The sequence below is a fragment of the Serratia sp. A07 genome (genome assembly GCF_058725505.1).
In genome coordinates this window covers 21237-38864 of sequence record NZ_JBZXDO010000016.1, presented here as the reverse complement: position 1 = coordinate 38864, position 17628 = coordinate 21237, and the positions used below count along the sequence as shown (strand labels likewise).

Here is a 17628-nt window from a genome sequence, read left to right as displayed (position 1 = left end):
TGCCGCCGCCACCCGTTGAACCAACCGTTGCAAGGGAACCTATCCTGCGCTATCGGTTGGCTTCAGCATCACCAGAGAGTTTAAAAGTAAACAACGCCGTTTCATGAATGCGGCCCGGTATCCAGCAGCTGCGTGCAATGGCGCTTTTGGTGTCGCGATAGAACGCCGGGGTGCCCGTCAGCACGATATTTCTGGCTTTACCCTTATCATCAACATCAAACGTTGCGCTCACTTCGCCTTCGCGTTTTTCTGCCTTCGCAGAGGCGGAATAGTGCGGCCGCTCATAAAAAACTTGTCCGTCGCATCCCAGGTTAGGCGGTTGCTTTGCCGTTGGAACATCGCTGCCTGCACGCCAGGCATAAACGCAATCATTCACCGCACTGGCTTTTTCACAGCCATCAGGCTGCATTGGCACGCAGCCGGCAAGTGCCAGGCTCAGTGGGAGGAGGGTGAGTCGTGACATGGCATTCCCTGCATGTTTTATCAATCAGATAACGTATATTTTCGCTGAGCGTAGAGTATTTGGAAAGAGAAATGATGCAGCGTCTGTCGATATAAATCGGCCGTGTTTTTCGGCAGCGTGATAAAGCAGAATTTATTGAATTTTATTTCATAGAATTATATTTTTTATATTATTTACCGATAAAGATTACTGGCGTTTTTAATTATTTACCAAGGCAGTAAAATCGGAAAAAATGACCAATTGGATTATTCTTTTCTGTAGCCACTTCGGCAGAAACCAAAGGTCTTCCACCATGCGCATGATGAAAGCCGCCGCCTTTATCGAAAAGGGCCGAATAGAACTCATTGAAAAACCGATTCCTTCCCCTGGCCCCAACGATGCCTTGCTCAAAATAACCACGACGACAATCTGCGGCACGGATATTCATATCCTCAGGGGAGAGTATGCGGTGCCGCGTATGTTGACCATTGGCCATGAGCCGGTCGGCATTATTGAAAAGTTGGGAAGCAATGTTAGAGGCTTTCAAGAGGGGCAGCGGGCATTGGCTGGGGCTATTTGCCCCTCTTTTACCTCCTATTCATGTCAGGACGGCTTTCCCGCGCAGGACGGTTCCTATTTACCCGAATGCCGCTGCCACGGATACAAAGCGACGGCGGGTTGGCGCTTCGGCAACGTTATCGACGGCACTCAGGCTGAATATGTCTTGGTGCCTGATGCGGAAGCTAATCTGGCACTCATCCCCGACGGTCTGACGGATGAACAGGTGCTGATGTGTCCGGATGTGATGTCCACCGGTTTCAAAGGGGCAGAAAATGCCAACATTAACATTGGCGATACGGTAGCCATTTTCGCCCAGGGCCCGATCGGCTTATGTGCCACCGCGGGGGCTCGCCTGCGGGGCGCCAGCCTGATCATTGCCGTCAGCAGTTCCCCCGAAAAGCTGAAAATGGCGGGCGAGATGGGGGCAAACGTCCTGCTGAATTACAAGGAACACGATGCGGTTGATGAGATCTTCAGGCTTACCGGCGGGCGGGGTGTGGACGCCAGCATAGAGTGTTTGGGAACGCAAACCACCTTTAATCAGGCGCTGCGGGTGTTAAAACCCGGCGGCACCTTATCCAGCCTTGGCGTTTATAGCGAAGACCTTCATCTGCCAGTGAGTGCGCTTGCCTATGGGCTGGGCGATCATACTATTCGCACGGCATTGTGCCCGGGCGGTAAGGAGCGGATGCGCAGAATGATGAACGTGATCCAGCATGGCGGGTTGGATCTCACGCCGTTCGTGACGCATCGCTTTCAGTTGGAGAATATCGCAGAGGCTTACTCGTTGTTCGCGGAGAAACGCGATGGCGTGATTAAGTTGGCCATCACGCCATAAGGCGCATCGATACGGTTAGCGGCAGATTATTCCCCGTTATCCTTGAGACTGACCGTCGCCGTGCGGCCGGCGATCAGCTCGACGCCGTGGGGAATGGTGTCGATCGCGATGCGCACCGGGATGCGCTGCGCCAGACGGATCCAGCTGAATGTCGGGTTGACGTTGGCGAGCAGATTGCCGGCGGCGGTGGTGCGCTCGCTGTCGTTGATGCCGGCGGAAAGCCCGTCGACGTGGCCATAGAGCGGCTGCCGTTCCCCCATGATGCGGATCACCACCTTGTCACCGTTCTGGATGCGGCCCAGCTTGGTCTCTTCGAAGTATCCGGCGATGTAGAAACTGTTGGAATCCACCAACGCCATGATCGGCTGACCGGCGGTCGCGTAAGCGCCGGGGCGCAGGGAGAAGTTGGTGATCACGCCATCCACCGGCGCATAGAGATCGGCGCGCTGCAGGTTGATGCGCGCCAGCGCCCGATCCGCCAGGGCCTGATCCAGATTGGCCTTCGCCAGCGATTGGGCATCGCGGCGATTGTCGCGTTCCTGCTGTGAAATAGCCGACTGCAGCGCCTGATAGCGCCGGTTTTCGCGCTGGGATGACGCCAACTGGACGTTGGCGCGTTCCACGGCGGCCTCGGCCTGATCCAGCGCATTGCGCAGCCGTACTTTGTCCAGGCTGAGCAGCAGCTGCCCTTTATGCACCACCTGGTTGTCGTGAATGTGCACGGCGTCCACCTTGCCGGAAACATCCGTGGCCAGCGGCACCACGTCGGCGCGGATCTTGCCGTCGCGCGTTTGCGGGGCATAGGTGTAATAGAGATAAAGCTGCCACAGCACGCCTGCCGCGATCAAAACGGCAATCAGGGTCAGCGCGGGGCGCAGCAGAGCAAGAGTACGTTCACGAAACATGGGGTCCTCAGGGGGTGGTAAGCCATTTCAGGCCGTGGAAAAACAGCCCGGCCAGAATAAGAAACAGGGCGGTGTCGAACAGCGGGCGCTGTGCGACCCAGCGATAGACGCCTACCGCGCTGAGCGTCCAGGAAAGCGCCATGCGCGAGAAGAATGCGCACACCAGGCACAGCAGTAAGGGCGAGATGAACACGCCGTCAATGTTGATTTCACCGATCATGTCAGGGATTCCAGTGCAAAGCCGTGGGGAAGTGCAGCAGCCGTAGCCGGGTAAGCGGCCGCAGCGCGCGCCGATCGTTCTGCCGCCAGGCCTGTTGCAGACCGGCGTCGATCTGGCCCAGCAGCGCGGAGGGGGCCTCGGCGTGCAGAGAAAGTTGGCGGAACGCCGCCGGCAGACCGGCGTTCGGCGAAGCGCCAGGGCTGAGAGCGCCGGCCTGCTGTAGACGAATCAGGTCGATAGCGGTTTTTAAGCGCATCAACAGCTGTGGGCTGCGATCGGCTTGCCCAACGGCGGCCAGGCGGCTACCCAGCGCGGTGATGCGATCCAACGCGCGGGCCTGATAGCGCTGTAAGTCGCGCTCCGTGACGTGGCGATTGAGGCGCAGCATCTCTTGCGCATCCTGCCGCATCAGCCGCGCCACCACCTGATCGGTGCCCCAGCGGCGGAACAGCGCGGCGCACAGGAATGCGAAATAGACGCCGATCAGCGTGCCGGTAGTGCTTTCCAGATACAGCCCCATATTGTTAGGCGCATAGTGTCCCTGAAAGTTGACGTTGCTGAGCGACAGGGCGATCGCCAACGTCGCCAACGGGTTGCTCGCCGCCCACACGCCGAGCGGCAGCAAAAACAGCCCCATCACGATCAGGAAACTGCCGTAATCCCCGGCCAGCGGCAGCAGCACATAGCTGAGCAGGGCGCCGAGGGCCATAGCGATAGCGGCGAAGCGGCCAAAAGTGGCGATGGTGGCGCCGGGATTGTCGCCGGCGCCGAAGAAGGCGATGGCCACGATCCCCATCAGCACCATATTGGCGCCCTGTTCCCAGCCGGTGAAATACCAGAGGCCGCACAGCAGGGCGTAGGTCGTCAAAATTCCGGCGAACATGCGCACCGCCATGCCGATATCCGGCGGCGGCGAGAAGACGCGGCTGCGCATCATCTGCGCCTGCAGCGCCGCGGGCAGCGGCTCGCCGTCCAGGAATGCGTTCAACTGCTGTACCTCGGCCCACAGCGTTAACCACTGCTCAACCTGTTCAGCCAGCTCGTCGACGACCAGCGTTTCCCACGGCGACAGCGACGCCGCAGGCGGCAACAAGCTTACCGAGGGCGCAGCGTGCGGTGCGGGTTCAACGGCCTGCCGCCGGACCTCATTCAGCCACGGCTGCAGGCGGGGGCGCAGGCCGACCGGCAGTGCGGCGATGCTGCTGCCGATGGCCGAGAGCAGCGGCACGATTTGCAGTACGCGTTGCTGTATCGAAATCGCCGCCTGACGGGTGGGCTTATCGACCGAACTGTCATAGCCAAGGGTGGTCATCATCTGATTGAACGAGGCGATGTCGCCCAGCAAACGGATACGGTCCGCGTCGGCCTGGGCGTCGCTGCCCTTGCCGTCGAGGCTGTCCTCCTGCCAACGCGCCAGGTCAGCCAGCCAGCCTTTCAGCCGCGTGCGCAACACCGGCGCCAGCGACGATGGGAATAGCACGCTGTCTACCAGCGTCACCGCCAAAATACCCAGGCAGATCTCCGTTACCCGCGTGACGACCATAGTGAACATCGTGTCCGGGTGATTGATGTAGGCGATGGCGACCAGCATCATGGTGATGGCGCCCAGCTGGAAAAAGTAAGCGCGTGGCGTGCGATCGAGATAGGAGAGGCCCAGCATCAGTGACGATGACAGCCCAGCGGCGACGATCAACAGCACCGGCGTGTTGCTAAGCCAGGCCGAAAGGCCCAGCGTCAGCACGCCGGCGAACAGCGTGCCGCAAAAACGGTAGGTGGCGCGGGCGCGTACGGCGCCGCTGACCGGATTGCTCAGCACGCAGCAGGTCACCATCGCCCAATAGGGATTTTGCAGGCCGATGCTTTCCGCCAGCGCGAAGGCCAGCATGGCGGAAATAAACAGTTTCGCGGCGTACAGCAGCTGCGGTTTACCGATTTTCATGGCTCATTGCCGGCCTGTTGCAGATAGTGGCCTGCGCGCTCTTCAAACAGGCGCAGAATGCGCGTAGCGGTTTCAATATCTTCCAACGGCACGTCGTGCATCAGCTCGACTCGCAGCTTATCGGCCGCGGTTTCGACCTTTTTGGCCAATTCGGCGCCGGCGGGCAGAATGCGCAGGGTTTTAAACCGACGATCGCCGGCCGACTCCTGCCGCTTGAGGAAGCCTAACGCGGCGGCCTGATCCAACAGACGCACCAGCGCACCGGGATTGACGCCGACTTCTTCCGCCAGGTCGCGCTGATTGATGCCCTGCGGATTGCGATGCACCAGAACCACGACGGTAGCCAACGACATGGAGATGCCGGATTTGGCGATCGCCAGCGTCGCAGCCTGTTTCCACACCCGGCGAACCGGTTGCAGGGCGTTGGTGAGGGCATAGAGGGATTTTTCTTTCGATGACATGGGATACCTCGGCAAACAGTGTATATAGGTTAAATGGCAACAGTTGCTTTGGCAATTAGTTTTGAACGCTCGACTCAGAGACAAAAGGCAAGGCATACGTGACGACGTCACATAAAACAAACGGGCTACATAGGCAGCCCGTTTGAAAGGTGGGTATTACAGCGCCTGAACGGGGTTCATCGCAGCGCCGGGGAAGGCCGTATCTTCACCGCGTTCACGCCAAGGCGCCAGATCGCGGCTGCGGGAGGCTACCGCGCTGTCCCACAGCTGATACGCGTCCTTACCGAGCATCAAACGCACCGGCGGGGTGGCGCTGGCCACCATATCGACGATCACGCGAGCGCCCTTAACCGGATCGCCCATCTGTTTGCCGTTCTGCGTGCGGTAATACTCCACCATGCCGGCATCCAGTGGCGCATAGGCCGCGATTTCGCGTTCGGCCTTCATGGCGGCGCTGCTGGCGAAACCGGTACGGAAGGCGCCCGGCTCGATCAGCGTGACGTGGATCCCCAGCGGCTTGACCTCGTGGTGCAGCGCTTCGGTAAACCCTTCCAACGCGAACTTGGTGGCGTTGTACAGACCGCTGCCGGGGAAGGCCACCAGGCCGGCGATGCTGGTCAGATTGAGAATATGGCCGGACCGTTGAGCGCGCATCTGCGGCAGCACTTCACGCGACAGCTCGGCGGCCGCGAAGAAGTTCAGCTCCATCTGGGCGCGGATCTGTTCGGAAGTGAACTCTTCCAGCGCCCCGTAAGAACCGGCGCCGGCGATGTTGGCCAGTACGTCGAGGCGGCCGAAGGTTTCGACGGTCTTCTTCAGGGCGGCGGCGCGCGCCGCAGGATCGGTCACGTCCAGCTGCAGAGCCAGCGCGCGTTCGCCGTGGCCGGTGGCGATCGCCTGCAGCGGCGCCAGGCGGCGGGCGGTGAGCACCACGTTGTCGCCCTTGGCCAGCACGGCTTCAGCCAAAGCCTGGCCGAAGCCGGAAGATGCGCCTGTAATAAACCAGGTTTTGTTCATATCGAGATTCCTCGTTATCGTGGAGAGTTACAGTTGAATTTCAGTGAGTTCTGCGCCATCAAAGGCGGTGTCTTCGCCCCGTTCGCGCCAGGCGTTAAGCTCCTGCTGGCGTTTGGCGAGGGTGGTGTCCCACATGGCGTAAGCGTCGCGCCCCAGCATCAGGCGCACCGGCGGAGCCGTGAGAGTGACCAACTCCAGCATGCGCTGCGCCGCTTTGGCGGGATCGCCCATCTGTCGGCCGGCGGACTGCGCCAGGTAGGTTTCAAACGGTGCAATCGACGGGCGGTAGGCCTCGATGCGCTGCGTCGGCCGCATGTTCACGTCGCCGGCAAATTCGGTGCGGAAGGCGCCGGGCTCGATCAGGGTCACGTGGATCCCCAGCGGCCTGGCCTCGATGGCCAGCGACTCCGTCCAGCCTTCGAGGGCAAACTTCGCCGCGCAATAGGGGCCGGCGGCGTTCATCGCCACCAGACCGGCGATGCTGCTTACGGTGATCACGTTGCCGCTGCCCTGGCGCCGCATCTGCGGCAGCACGGCGCGGGTCATCTCCGCCGCCGCAAAGAAATTCAGCTCCATCTGCTCGCGCAGCTGTTCGAGGCTGAACTCTTCGCAGGCGCCGGCTACACCGCGCCCGGCCAGGTTGGCCAGCACGTCGATGCGGCCGAACCGCGCCAGGGTATCGGCGACCGCTTTATCGCGCGCGGCGGCATCCGTGACGTCCACCGCCAAAGGCAGCACGCGATCCTCCTGGCCCTTAGCCAGCGCCTGCAGGCGGTCGAGACGGCGGGCGGTCACCACCACCCGATCGCCGTTGGCGATGGCCGCTTCCGCCAGGGCTTTGCCCAGGCCCGACGAGGCGCCGGTGATCAGCCACACTTTATGGTCATTGTTCATTTCAGGTTTCCTGCGAATAAATAAAACGGCGCTTAGCGCCACCAACGGCTGCCGGGGTGCGGCCGAACGATATCGACACGTTCGCCGATCATCGGCGTCGCGACCTGCACGCTAAAGGGAGCGGCATGGCGCAGTACCTGGTCGAACGGGTCTTGCCAGGCGTGCATCGCCAGATCGAAGGTGCCGTTATGGATCGGCAGCAGCCAGCGGCCGAGCAAATCCCGATGCGCCTGCACGGTTTGCTGAGGGTGCATATGCACATAGGGCCAGCGTTTGTCGTAGGCGCCGGTTTCCATCAGCGTCAGGTCAAAGGGGCCAAAACGGCGGCCAATCTCGGCATAACCGGTGAAATAGCCGCTGTCGCCGCTGAAGAACATCCGCAGCTCATCGTCTTCAATCACCCAGGAACACCACAGCGTGCGGTTGCCGTCGGTCAGGCTCCGGCCCGAAAAGTGCTGGGCCGGGGTAGCCGTCAGCCGCAGGCCGTCGATTTCCGTGCCTTGCCACCAGTCGAACTGGCGGATTTTTTCCGGCGCCACGCCCCAGGCCGCCAGGCGATCGCCCACGCCGAGCGGTGCGACGAACTGGCCCACCTTGCCGTCCAGCGCCCGAATGGCGGCCCGGTCCAGATGGTCGTAATGATCGTGCGAGAGGATCACGGCGCGGATCGGCGGCAGCTCCTCGATCGCGATCGGCGGCGCGTGAAAGCGTTTTGGCCCGGCGAACGGCAGCGGCGAGGCCCGCTCGGAGAACACCGGATCGGTCAGCCACCATTGGCCGCGCAGCTTGAGCAACACCGTGGAATGCCCCAGACGGTACAGGCTACGATCGGGTGCCGCCTCAAGCTCGGCGCGCGACAGGCGCTGAATCGGCACCGGCGTCGCCGGCACCGTGCCTTTGGGCTTGTTGAAAAATACGTCCCACCACACGCGCAGGGTGGACTCGGGCAGATCACCCGGCGCCGGCGGCCGCTGATTGTTAAAGCGCCGATCGCGCCATTGTGGCGATGAAGCATAGCCGCCCGCTGTCGGGCGCAATTTGGAACAACGGCTCAAAGTCAGAATTCCCTCAGCACAGCAATGGATGATTCGGGCAGCGACGCGGTTCAGGTCGCCTTTGCCCGCACGACGCGATAAAACTTGTCGTCAAGAATAAGCCTTGAGAGACGGACGATCCATGCGCTAAAGTACTTGTTTGTTTATCAAGAGTACGGACTTCATCATGGACCCGCTGTCAGACGTGTTGTCGCTGCTGCAACCCCAAAACCAGTTTTACGCCGGTTTCGACGCCGCCGGGGACTGGTCGTTCGAGTTTCCCCCTCATGAAGGCATCAAATTCACGGCGGTGATGCGCGGCGCCTGCTGGGGCATGACCGACGATCTGACGCAGCCGATCCATTTCCGCGAAGGGGACTGCTTTTTGCTGAACAGTCGGCGGCGCTTCAGGGTCGCGTCCGATCCGGCGTTGCCGCCGCAGGGAGGGGAGCAGATCATGGCCGAGGCGACGCGCGACGGCATCGCCGTGCATAACGGCGGTGGCGAGGTCTTTTTGATCAGCGGGCGTTTCGGTTTTTCCGGCCAGCATGCGGCGCTGCTGTTTGATGCGCTGCCGCCGATCATCAACATCCCCAAAGCCTCGAGCCAGGCGGGCGTTTTGCGCTGGACGCTCGAACAGTGGACGAACGAGTTGCGTCACCCGCAGCTCGGCGGTGCGCTGATGTCGACCCACCTGGCGCACTTGATGCTGGTGCAGGTGTTTCGCCAGTTCCTCGAAACGGCCCATGGGCTGCCGAAAGGTTGGTTTCTGGCGCTGACCGACCGCCAGATCAGCCTGGCGATCGCCGCCATGCACGCCGAGCCGGCGCGCAACTGGACGCTGGAAGAGCTGGCCCGCATCGCCGGCATTTCCCGCACCGTATTCGCTCAACGTTTCAAAGGGCTGGTTGGCAGCACCGCCATGGAATACCTCTCGCGTTGGCGTATGCTGCAGGCGGCAGATCGCCTGCGGGCCGGTAAAGAAAACGTCGCGTCGATCGCCTACTCGTTGGGATACGGCTCGGAAAGCGCGTTCAGCACCGCCTTCAAACGGGTGATGGCGCAGTCGCCGTCGCAGTATCGGCGGCAAATGCCGGCCGGGGCGAGTGAACCGGAGTGAAAGGGGGCGCAGCGGCCGTGACCGCCGCGCCTGGCTTTACTGGCTGATGCTCTGCTGCAGCGCCTGAACGGAGGAAACGATGCCGGCATCGACCGACATGGTCAGGTCTTCCATTTCCAGCGACACCCAGTCGTTGTAGCCCATCATGCGCACCACCGAGAAGAACGCCTTCCACCACTGCAGATCCCGGCCGCAGCCGACGGCGACATAGTTCCAGGCGCGGCGGGCCACGTCGTCGATCGGTTTGGTCTCCAGCAGTCCGTTAACCTCAACGACGCCGCGCTCAAGGCGCACGTCTTTGCCGTGCACATGGTGAATGGCGGGGCCGAGGGCGCGGGCCACCGCGATGGGATCCGCACCCATCCAGATCAGGTGGCTGGGATCGAGGTTCAGGCCCACCATCGGGCCAACGGCCTCGCGCAGCCGGAACAGCGTTTCCGGGTTCCACACCAGCATGGCGCTGAAGTTTTCCAGCGCAAAGCGCTCGACGCCGCACGCTTTGGCCCGAGCGACCAGCGCCTGCCAATAGGGGATTGCCACTTCATTCCATTGATAGTCCAGACAGTTTTTCACCGTCGGCGGCCAGCTGACGGTATAGGTGATCCAGTTGGGAATGGTGTCATGCGGGCTGGCCGGGGGCAGGCCGCTCATCATAACGATCTTTTTCACCCCCAGCAGCCCGGCCAGCTCCAGCGTATTGTCGGTTTGGCGCTGATGGCGTTGCCCCAGTTCGCCGGGATCGAGCGGATTGCCGGAGACGTTGAGCGCGGCGATCTCCATGCCGCGGCTGGCCAGCGCCTGCTGCAGCTGCCGGCGTTTGGCGGGGTTAGCCAGCAGATCGTCGGTATCCAGATGGGGCGCCGGAGACCAGCCGCCGGTGGTCATTTCCACGCCGCTCACCCCCAGCTCCAGCAGCCGATCCAGCATCTGCTCGAAGGGTAAATGACCCAGGCTGTCGGTACAGAATGAAAGTTTCATGCTGCTTTCCTTATTGGTAATTAACCCAGGTGGCGCCGTTGTCGGCGGAACGAACGCAGTTTTCAATCCAGCGCACGCCTTCCAATCCGGCGTCGATATCCGGATAGATCAGCGTGGCCAGCGTCTGCCGATCGCCGCGCTGGCTGGCGCTGATGGCGATGGCGAACTTGAGGTAGATATTGGCCCAGGATTCGGCCAGCCCTTCGGTATGCAGCGCACCGAGCCGCTCTTCGGCCAGGGCGCTGTCGTCCAGATAGGGCATGCCGTGGTGCAGCGTTTGGTTGGGCCGCCCCTGGATCTCATGGCGCAATTCGCCGGGGGTGGCGTCACTCCACTGCAGGCTGGCGAGCGAGCCCACCACGCGGATGCTTTGGCTGTCCATTGCGCCTGCATTGACGGCGGAGGCCCACATGCGGCCGACGGCGCCGTTTTCGTAGTGCATCAGCACCATGGCGTTGTCTTCCAGCGGGGCGCGAGAAGGAATAAAGCTCTGGCGATCGCACAGCAGGGAGGCAATCTTCATATCGGGCATCACCAGCTGCGAGATGTAGAAGGTATGGGTGGAGATGTCGCCCAGCACAAAAGAGGGGCCAGCGATTTTCGGATCGACGCGCCATGAAGAACCCGCATTCGATGATGATGCTCGATATGGTCACCAAACAGCTGCAAACCCGCGGCTATATGGCGCTGCTGCTGAACATCACCGCCGGGGAAAACTACCGGGCGGTGATGGCGATGGCCGATCAGCTGCAGGTCGATGGCATTTTGTTCCTGGCGACGGTGTTAACCCAAGAGTGGGCGGCGATCGCGCAAGACCTGCATCAGATCCCGCTGGTGCAGGTGTGCCGCAATACGGAAAGTGAACACATTGATGTGGTCAATATCGACGGTTACCGCGCCGGCGAAGAGATCGCTGAGTTGCTGATAGAACAAGGGCATCGGCGCTTTGGCTACATGAAGGGGCCGGACACGCAAAGCAGCCATTTGCTGCGCATGGAAGGCTACCGCGACAAACTGATGGCTGCCGGCTTTCAGTTGGATCGGGTGCTCACCGCCGGCCACTACGATCGCCAACGCGGTTTCCAGCTGATGAGCGAATACCTGCAGGCAACGCCGGAAAGCGAGCGGGTTGAGGCGCTGTTCTGCGAGAACGACGTGTTGGCGCTGGGGGCGCTCGAAGCGCTCAGGCAAACGGCGCCGTCGTCCGCGATGGCCGTGGTCGGTTTCGACGATATCGATGAAGCCGGCTCAGCCAATTGGGCGCTGACCAGCTACAGCCAACGCATCGACCGGCTGGTCGAGGAGGCTTTGAATCGCCTGATCGACAATCGCGCCACGGCAGACGGCGCCTGGCGGCACGGAGAGTTGCGGGTTCGGCGGTCGCATTTGGCTGGGAAACCGGCGTAAGGATTTCTTTTTGTGTGACAATGTCACTATTGAGGGCTTGATGAGAGCACATCGAGATAGAAAGAAAAAACTCTATAGAAGAGAAAGCGTGACATCCAGAGGCCCCATAGCCAGCGGTGGTGAGTACCGCTGGGAACGGCATAGCAAACAGCTGGATGATGAGCAGTTGCCGCTGCGTGAAAGCATGCATGGGCGGATACAACATGGCATGGATTACACGCCGCTATTTCAATTTTTGCTCAGTACAGTGGGCCAACCCTGGAGTGAAGTGCACAGCGAAGCGGTTAGTCGGTTGGATAAAGAAGCACCTATTTTTTACCTGGTGGCGCTGCACCGTAAAAACTGGCAGAGCTATGTCTGCTGTGGTGAGTCGAGCTATTACAGCGGGCTATGCATAGATGAGCACGGGATACTGCAGAAAGTGAACCCGGCATTCACCGCAGAAGATGTGCCGGTGAGATGCCGCTGTTGTACCTATACGTTCAACGGGGAACTGGTGCCCGTCACGGAAAAAAACTGGCAAAAACCCTATGAGAAGGAATCCTGGGAATAGTCAGGTTTCACGAGTGTCATTCAGATGTAGATTGACTGCCGAAGTTTGCCAGATTTCACGTAGCGCGATCAAAAAGGAGGGTATTTTGACCCATTTTGCACAGTGGCTTAGCCAAATTCAGGCGCTTGAGGTTGAACTGCACCAGCCAACAACGCGCTGCGATCCGAAACATGTCCGGCATTGTTGCATGAAGACTTTGAAGAGATTGGTCGTTCAGGCCTACGTTATGACAAATGCCAAACCGTTGCGGCGCTGGAGATGGAAACGGATTATCCGCCAATTTTCGCCGAAGGTTTTAAGCTGGCGAAAATCAGTGAAGGCGCCGTGTTGCTGACGTACAAAAGTTTTCAGCGTGATGCGCAGGGCCGCGCCGTTCGTTGCACTGAACGCTCATCGATCTGGCTGCTGACGGAAAAGGCGGGTTGGCAGATGCGCTTTCATCAAGGTACGCCGGCAGAGGATTGAGCAGAGTTTAAAAAGCTGATCGAATGGAGTCATTTAACTCACGCTATAAGTTTTTCTATAGGCTACTAAAAATTATCATCATTTGTTAACCATAAAAAATAAAATATAATCATGAGGAAAAACAAAACCCTGCATAAATTAAACCTTATATTTATGCTGGAATAATTTCATTATATAAACATTGACTATAAAAGGTTTGCTATGAAATTGCGACTTACAATATTTGCCACATTGGTATTAAGCATGCCTATGGCACCCTCTGCTTTTGCTTTGACTTTACAAGATCAAGTTAAACAGTACGAAAAAGAGGGCTGGAAGGTAGGGTTGTCAATTCTATCTTCAGATGATAAAACGATTTCTATAAATGGAAACCAACGCTTTCCTTTAGATAGCACAGTTAAATCAATTGCTTGTGCCAATGTCCTGGCAAAGGTTGATGCAAAGAAGCTTTCATTAAATCATTCTATGGTAGTGACTGAAAAAAATATTGTGACCTATTCACCCGTTGCTAAAGATTATATGAACAAGCCATTTACGCTTGAGCAAGCCTGTAAAGCGGCCAATGAATACAGTGATAATACAGCAGCTAATTTTGCTATTTTTTCGGGTGGAGGACCAGAAGCTCTGACCGAATTTATGAGATCTATAGGAGATACGGTTACTCGCTCTGACCGATATGAGCCAGAATTGACGGTCAATCCCGTGGATGATTTGCGAGATACAACGACTCCTGATGCGATGAGCAAGAGTATCAAGAAAATTTTGACCGGCGAAGTTCTCAGCGATGCATCAAAAGCGCAATTGAAAGAATGGATGGTCAATAACAAAGTCGCTGATAATATGCTTAGAGCGTCTCTTCCTAAAGGATGGAAAATCGCCGATAGGTCAGGTGCAAGTGATTATGGTGTCAGAGGGATAACGTCGATGGTCTGGTCAAATAATCATGATCCTGTATTCATCAGCATCTATGTGAGAAAAGCGGATACCTCTTTGGATGAACGCTCAGCGGTGATCCGTACTTTAGGTTCGCATATATTTGACGAATACCTTAGCCACTAAGAGGATAGTAGTAAGAGGTTAGGGGTTCTATGGAAGAGCCCCGATAAGCAGCAGAGAGTTACGTACTCAGGAAAGCTCCACGCCATGGCGGTTAGCATTCATCACGTTCAATTTAACATAATATACATTATGCGCACCTTGGTGGTGATATGTGGATTCTGCCGTCCAGGCCTGATTCATGGGCTTTCTCCTGCGGCCAACCATGCCGGCGCCGGCTACTCATGCCGCTGAACTAATTCGTTTTTCAACCGGCCATAAGCCGCCGGGTTTTGCCGACGGTCTTCTGCTGCCTGGTGTTTGTGTTGCTCAGCAATACCATGATGCTTGCGCAGAAAATCTCTGAACGCCTGCCAGTAATGCTGTTCTCGCCACGCGGCGTAGATCTCATATCATGCATCTTGTCATTCACACCATCCAACGCCGCCAGGCTTTCAATCTCCAGCAAGATATCAATCGTTGGTTTGGCACTGCTGTACTACCGATATGATGAATTGCCGTTAATACGCCAGCCTACATCTCGCGTAGTTTCAACGCTTCATCTTGATAACGTTCCAGCCACTGCGTCTCATAGCCCTCGACCGTGATGCTGCGTGCGCCATTTCCCGTTTCAGTAATGATGACCGGACATGATTTTCTAAGGCGCATACCTGCCGATATTGGCCAGAAATCCCCTGCTTTTTTGATCGCGCTACGTGAAATCTGATAAAACGTGGCGGCTAAGATACTGCAGATTTCTCCCAAACGCGTTACTTAAACGGGCACTATTTGTATGCTAAATACGCATTGGCGTGCGTTTGTATCGCTTTCGGCGCCCACCACGGCGTTGGCTATACTGAATGGGAATATTCTTCCATGCTCCAGGAGCCTCTCCATGTTTGACCATGTGAAATTTGGCGTCAGCGACTTTGCCCTTAGCAAAGCGTTTTTCCTCAATGCGCTGGCGCCGCTGGGCGTAAAGATCGTTGCCGAAGGCGAGCCCGGCTATGGCGTCGAACTATGTCCCGATCGGGGTAACGTGTCATTGTGCCTGTTTCAAACCGATGAAAAGCCGGCACACCTGCACCTGGCATTTGCCGCAAGCAGCCGTGAACAGGTCGATGCGTTCTACCACGCTGCGCTAAATGCCGGCGGCATAGACAATGGCGCACCCGGTTTGCGGCCCAATTACCATGCCCACTACTATGCGGCATTTGTGATCGCCCCGGATGGCCACAATATCGAAGCGGTTTGCCATAACCCGATGAGCTAGTGATTTTTCCAGTTAAAACAGTATATTAATCACGAGGTAACACATCGAATTTAACATAATGCAATTGTGACGCCGTCACTTAACGTTACCCCGTCACGTCAATCCACTCTGCTCCGGTGATGCTGGCCAGGCGTTGTGGCGCAATTCTCACGCCTGAGTTATCGCTGCCACCTGCCGGAAGCACTTCACCGTAGCTGCACAGGCTGCGATCGCAGTAAATTCTCACCGCTGCCGGTGCGGCAAAGGGGCAAACGCCGCCGGGCGGATAGCCGGTCAGCGCCTCCACCTCCTTCGCCGGCAGCATGCGCGCCTTTACGCCGAAGAATTGTTTGTACTTCTTGTTGTCGATTCTGGCGGTTCCCGCCATCACCAACAGCACCACGCCGTCGTTCACGCGAAATGACAGCGTCTTGGCGATCTGCCCGCTCTCCACGCCAAAGGCTTCCGCCGCCAGCGCCACCGTGGCGGTATTCTTTGTCAGCACCGTCACCGCCGTTTCCGGGGCGTGCTCGGCCAGAAATCGCTGAACGCGCTCTATACTCATGTCCTTCCTCCCGATGTTGCTAAGCCATTGATAATGCCGCAGTGAGGGTTCTGGTTTTAACATCGCATGCTAAAAATGAGAATCAAAATTGTTCAAATCGGTGAATCTGAACAAAGCTTTAAGGGGCCTACGCCTTTTTACCTATCATTTTTCATGGAGATACCTGCATGACAACGCAAACCACAGCAAGGCCTTCAGCGGCCGCGGTGGCCGTCTATGAATGGCTCAATGCGCTCCCCTACGGATTTTTCACCGCGGCGCTGATTTTCGACATCATCTATGCCTGCACGGCGAATATTCAGTGGGTCAATGGTGCCAGCTGGCTGATCGCCATCGGCCTGGTTTTTGCCATTATTCCCCGGCTGATTAACCTGGTTCAGGTGTGGTTCGGCAGCGGCCGGCTGCAGGGCTCACCGGTCAAGCTCCATTTCTGGCTGAATCTGATCGCCATCGTTCTCGCCATCATTAACGCTTTCGTGCATAGCCGGGATGCGTATGCCGTGGTGCCGCAAGGCCTGGTGCTGTCTGCGATCGTGGTCGCGCTGCTGAGCCTCGCCAACATTCTGCTGGCCGTGGGCGCCCGCGCAAAATAAGGAGGTTTTCATGAAGCTATCATCCACCGCGATTGCGCTTTCGGCCGTGCTGGCGCTGGCCGGCTGCGATAACAGCGCCGTCATTTCGCCAGAACAACAAATGGGGCCGGATCCGGTGTTGCCGGCGGCGCAAAACTTCCTGATGCCGCCGATGCAGGTGCCAAAGGGCGTCGGCTGGCAGCAAAACCAGATGCCGAAAGTGGCCGAGGGTTTGAAAATCGATAAGGTGGCGGACGGTTTGCTGCATCCGCGCCAGCTGCTTACCCTGCCCAACGGCGATGTCCTGGTGGTGGAAGCCAACGGGCCGGGCACGGAGGCGGTGAGCACGCCCAAGCAGCTGATCGCCGGGCTGGTGAAAGGCCAGTCCGGTAAAGGGGGCAAAGGCGGTAACCGCATCACCCTGCTGCGCCCAACCGCCGACGGCCGCTGGGAAAAGCATGTTTTCCTCGAGGGGCTCGATTCCCCATTCGGCGTCCAGCTGATTGGCAACACCCTGTACGTGGCCAACACCGGCAACATCATGCAGTACACCTATCAGCCGGGCGAAACGCGCATCAGCGATGCGGGTAAAGAGCTGGCCGATCTGCCGGACACCATCAACCACCACTGGACCAAGGCCCTGCTGGCCAGCCCGGACGGTAAAAAGCTGTATGTCGGCGTCGGTTCCAACAGCAACATCACCGAAAACGGCCTGGCCGTAGAGTACCGGCGCGCCGCCGTGCTGGAAGTGGACACCGCCTCTGGCGCCAGCCGTGTCTTCGCCAGCGGCCTGCGCAACCCAACCGGGCTGCAGTGGGAACCGCACAGCGGCAAGCTGTGGGCGATCGTCAACGAGCGTGACGAGATCGGCGCCGATCTGGTGCCGGACTACCTGACCTCGGTGCAGGACGGCGGCTTCTACGGCTGGCCTTACAGCTATTTCGGCCAGCACGTCGATCGGCGGGTGCAGCCGGCGCGGCCGGATCGGGTGGCGAAAGCCATCAAGCCGGACTACGCCCTCAGCTCGCACGTCGCGCCGCTGGGGCTGCTGTTCTATACCGCGAACGCACTGCCGGCCGAGTATCGCGGCGGCGCCTTTGTCAGTGAGCACGGCAGCTGGGATCGCTCGCCGCTGAACGGCTACCGGGTCAGCTACGTGGCGTTTGAGCAAGGCAAACCGGTCGGCAAACTCAAAGCGGTGGTCACCGGCTTTGTCTCCGACGACGAGAAGGAACTCTATGGCGCACCGGTAGGATTAACGGTCGACAAGGCCGGCGCCCTGCTGATTGCGGATGACGTGGGCAACACCGTTTGGCGCGTCAGCGCTCAATAACGTTTACGGGCAGGTCCTGGGGGATCTGCCCGTGACA

19 protein-coding genes and 2 pseudogenes are annotated in these 17628 nt (G+C 58.6%); 9 read left to right on the top strand and 12 right to left on the bottom strand.

The features are described 5' to 3' along the window. Positions 1–49: 49 nt before the first annotated feature. On the bottom strand, positions 50–463 hold the full coding sequence (locus AC4PR2_RS16430; protein WP_443014526.1) for an energy transducer TonB: 414 nt from the start codon (positions 461–463) through the stop codon (positions 50–52). A 292-nt stretch (positions 464–755) separates the two neighbouring features. Here AC4PR2_RS16430 and AC4PR2_RS16425 point away from each other — a divergent pair, with 292 nt between their 5' ends. After that, on the top strand, positions 756–1841 hold the full coding sequence (locus tag AC4PR2_RS16425) for an NAD(P)-dependent alcohol dehydrogenase (RefSeq protein ID WP_443014525.1): 1086 nt from the start codon (positions 756–758) through the stop codon (positions 1839–1841). Positions 1842–1867: 26 nt separating this feature from the next. On the opposite strand, the gene AC4PR2_RS16420 is transcribed toward AC4PR2_RS16425, so the two are convergent. The 7 genes from AC4PR2_RS16420 to AC4PR2_RS16390 all read right to left on the bottom strand — a co-directional run bounded on the left by AC4PR2_RS16420 (position 1868) and on the right by AC4PR2_RS16390 (position 8332). Next, positions 1868–2746, bottom strand: a complete 879-nt coding sequence (locus AC4PR2_RS16420) for an efflux RND transporter periplasmic adaptor subunit (protein ID WP_180548611.1) — start codon at positions 2744–2746, stop codon at positions 1868–1870. A 7-nt stretch (positions 2747–2753) separates the two neighbouring features. Beyond that, positions 2754–2966, bottom strand: coding sequence for a DUF1656 domain-containing protein (locus AC4PR2_RS16415; protein WP_033648323.1), 213 nt, complete (start codon positions 2964–2966; stop codon positions 2754–2756). A 1-nt stretch (position 2967) separates the two neighbouring features. Further along, on the bottom strand, positions 2968–4905 hold the full coding sequence (locus tag AC4PR2_RS16410) for an FUSC family protein (RefSeq protein WP_443014524.1): 1938 nt from the start codon (positions 4903–4905) through the stop codon (positions 2968–2970). Continuing rightward, positions 4902–5366: a MarR family winged helix-turn-helix transcriptional regulator gene (locus AC4PR2_RS16405; protein WP_060439940.1), complete on the bottom strand. Its 465-nt coding sequence runs from the start codon at positions 5364–5366 to the stop codon at positions 4902–4904. Before AC4PR2_RS16405 ends, AC4PR2_RS16410 begins: the two co-directional genes overlap by 4 nt. 156 nt (positions 5367–5522) lie before the next feature. Continuing rightward, positions 5523–6383: an oxidoreductase gene (locus AC4PR2_RS16400; RefSeq protein WP_443014523.1), complete on the bottom strand. Its 861-nt coding sequence runs from the start codon at positions 6381–6383 to the stop codon at positions 5523–5525. A 27-nt stretch (positions 6384–6410) separates the two neighbouring features. After that, positions 6411–7277, bottom strand: a complete 867-nt coding sequence (locus AC4PR2_RS16395; protein WP_089185979.1) for an oxidoreductase — start codon at positions 7275–7277, stop codon at positions 6411–6413. A gap of 32 nt (positions 7278–7309) precedes the next feature. Next, the gene (locus AC4PR2_RS16390; protein WP_443014522.1) at positions 7310–8332 is read right to left on the bottom strand and encodes an MBL fold metallo-hydrolase; all 1023 of its coding nucleotides are present in this window, start codon (positions 8330–8332) and stop codon (positions 7310–7312) included. Positions 8333–8498: 166 nt separating this feature from the next. On the opposite strand from AC4PR2_RS16390, the gene AC4PR2_RS16385 reads away from it, so the two are divergent. Continuing rightward, positions 8499–9431: an AraC family transcriptional regulator gene (locus AC4PR2_RS16385; RefSeq protein ID WP_060418889.1), complete on the top strand. Its 933-nt coding sequence runs from the start codon at positions 8499–8501 to the stop codon at positions 9429–9431. Between the two features lie 36 nt (positions 9432–9467). Here AC4PR2_RS16385 and AC4PR2_RS16380 read toward each other — a convergent pair whose 3' ends face one another. Together AC4PR2_RS16380 and AC4PR2_RS16375 are read right to left on the bottom strand one after the other, a co-directional pair. Then, entirely contained in the window at positions 9468–10409 is a 942-nt protein-coding gene (locus AC4PR2_RS16380; protein WP_070914331.1) for a sugar phosphate isomerase/epimerase family protein, read from the bottom strand. A gap of 10 nt (positions 10410–10419) precedes the next feature. Then, positions 10420–11025 (bottom strand): annotated as a pseudogene (locus AC4PR2_RS16375) (Gfo/Idh/MocA family oxidoreductase); the annotation flags it as partial. Between AC4PR2_RS16375 and AC4PR2_RS16370 the strand changes: the two are divergent. From AC4PR2_RS16370 to bla, 4 genes and pseudogenes are all read left to right on the top strand, one after another. After that, the gene (locus tag AC4PR2_RS16370; protein ID WP_492175288.1) at positions 11025–11816 is read left to right on the top strand and encodes a substrate-binding domain-containing protein; all 792 of its coding nucleotides are present in this window, start codon (positions 11025–11027) and stop codon (positions 11814–11816) included. The pseudogene AC4PR2_RS16375 and the gene AC4PR2_RS16370 sit on opposite strands and share 1 nt — an antisense overlap. A gap of 40 nt (positions 11817–11856) precedes the next feature. Beyond that, on the top strand, positions 11857–12369 hold the full coding sequence (locus tag AC4PR2_RS16365; RefSeq protein WP_492175299.1) for a hypothetical protein: 513 nt from the start codon (positions 11857–11859) through the stop codon (positions 12367–12369). 85 nt (positions 12370–12454) lie between these two features. Continuing rightward, positions 12455–12834, top strand: a pseudogene (locus AC4PR2_RS16360) (nuclear transport factor 2 family protein). Positions 12835–13035: 201 nt separating this feature from the next. Next, positions 13036–13893 (top strand): class A beta-lactamase, encoded by an 858-nt coding sequence (gene bla, locus AC4PR2_RS16355; protein ID WP_070914323.1) that lies wholly within the window; start codon positions 13036–13038, stop codon positions 13891–13893. 244 nt (positions 13894–14137) lie between these two features. On the opposite strand, the gene AC4PR2_RS16350 is transcribed toward bla, so the two are convergent. Further along, positions 14138–14338 carry a hypothetical protein gene (locus tag AC4PR2_RS16350; protein WP_087762811.1) on the bottom strand — a complete coding sequence of 67 codons (201 nt, stop codon included), beginning with the start codon at positions 14336–14338 and terminating at the stop codon, positions 14138–14140. A 426-nt stretch (positions 14339–14764) separates the two neighbouring features. Here AC4PR2_RS16350 and AC4PR2_RS16345 point away from each other — a divergent pair, with 426 nt between their 5' ends. Beyond that, positions 14765–15142 carry a VOC family protein gene (locus tag AC4PR2_RS16345; RefSeq protein WP_060418875.1) on the top strand — a complete coding sequence of 126 codons (378 nt, stop codon included), beginning with the start codon at positions 14765–14767 and terminating at the stop codon, positions 15140–15142. Positions 15143–15227: 85 nt separating this feature from the next. Here the strand turns inward: AC4PR2_RS16345 and AC4PR2_RS16340 are convergent, their stop codons facing one another. After that, positions 15228–15686, bottom strand: a complete 459-nt coding sequence (locus AC4PR2_RS16340; protein WP_102984672.1) for a YbaK/EbsC family protein — start codon at positions 15684–15686, stop codon at positions 15228–15230. Between the two features lie 167 nt (positions 15687–15853). Between AC4PR2_RS16340 and AC4PR2_RS16335 the strand changes: the two genes are divergently transcribed. After that, on the top strand, positions 15854–16279 hold the full coding sequence (locus AC4PR2_RS16335; protein ID WP_492175287.1) for a DUF2231 domain-containing protein: 426 nt from the start codon (positions 15854–15856) through the stop codon (positions 16277–16279). A gap of 10 nt (positions 16280–16289) precedes the next feature. Next, positions 16290–17591, top strand: a complete 1302-nt coding sequence (locus tag AC4PR2_RS16330) for a PQQ-dependent sugar dehydrogenase (protein ID WP_308344414.1) — start codon at positions 16290–16292, stop codon at positions 17589–17591. Positions 17592–17628: the final 37 nt, after the last annotated feature.

Coding starts and splice junctions, on each gene's coding strand:
- AC4PR2_RS16430 (WP_443014526.1), bottom strand. CDS start 463: ATGTCACGACTCACCCTCCTCCCACTGAGCCTGGCACTTGCCGGCTGC.
- AC4PR2_RS16425 (WP_443014525.1), top strand. CDS start 756: ATGCGCATGATGAAAGCCGCCGCCTTTATCGAAAAGGGCCGAATAGAA.
- AC4PR2_RS16420 (WP_180548611.1), bottom strand. CDS start 2,746: ATGTTTCGTGAACGTACTCTTGCTCTGCTGCGCCCCGCGCTGACCCTG.
- AC4PR2_RS16415 (WP_033648323.1), bottom strand. CDS start 2,966: ATGATCGGTGAAATCAACATTGACGGCGTGTTCATCTCGCCCTTACTG.
- AC4PR2_RS16410 (WP_443014524.1), bottom strand. CDS start 4,905: ATGAAAATCGGTAAACCGCAGCTGCTGTACGCCGCGAAACTGTTTATT.
- AC4PR2_RS16405 (WP_060439940.1), bottom strand. CDS start 5,366: ATGTCATCGAAAGAAAAATCCCTCTATGCCCTCACCAACGCCCTGCAA.
- AC4PR2_RS16400 (WP_443014523.1), bottom strand. CDS start 6,383: ATGAACAAAACCTGGTTTATTACAGGCGCATCTTCCGGCTTCGGCCAG.
- AC4PR2_RS16395 (WP_089185979.1), bottom strand. CDS start 7,277: ATGAACAATGACCATAAAGTGTGGCTGATCACCGGCGCCTCGTCGGGC.
- AC4PR2_RS16385 (WP_060418889.1), top strand. CDS start 8,499: ATGGACCCGCTGTCAGACGTGTTGTCGCTGCTGCAACCCCAAAACCAG.
- AC4PR2_RS16380 (WP_070914331.1), bottom strand. CDS start 10,409: ATGAAACTTTCATTCTGTACCGACAGCCTGGGTCATTTACCCTTCGAG.
- AC4PR2_RS16370 (WP_492175288.1), top strand. CDS start 11,025: ATGAAGAACCCGCATTCGATGATGATGCTCGATATGGTCACCAAACAG.
- AC4PR2_RS16365 (WP_492175299.1), top strand. CDS start 11,857: ATGAGAGCACATCGAGATAGAAAGAAAAAACTCTATAGAAGAGAAAGC.
- bla (WP_070914323.1), top strand. CDS start 13,036: ATGAAATTGCGACTTACAATATTTGCCACATTGGTATTAAGCATGCCT.
- AC4PR2_RS16345 (WP_060418875.1), top strand. CDS start 14,765: ATGTTTGACCATGTGAAATTTGGCGTCAGCGACTTTGCCCTTAGCAAA.
- AC4PR2_RS16340 (WP_102984672.1), bottom strand. CDS start 15,686: ATGAGTATAGAGCGCGTTCAGCGATTTCTGGCCGAGCACGCCCCGGAA.
- AC4PR2_RS16335 (WP_492175287.1), top strand. CDS start 15,854: ATGACAACGCAAACCACAGCAAGGCCTTCAGCGGCCGCGGTGGCCGTC.
- AC4PR2_RS16330 (WP_308344414.1), top strand. CDS start 16,290: ATGAAGCTATCATCCACCGCGATTGCGCTTTCGGCCGTGCTGGCGCTG.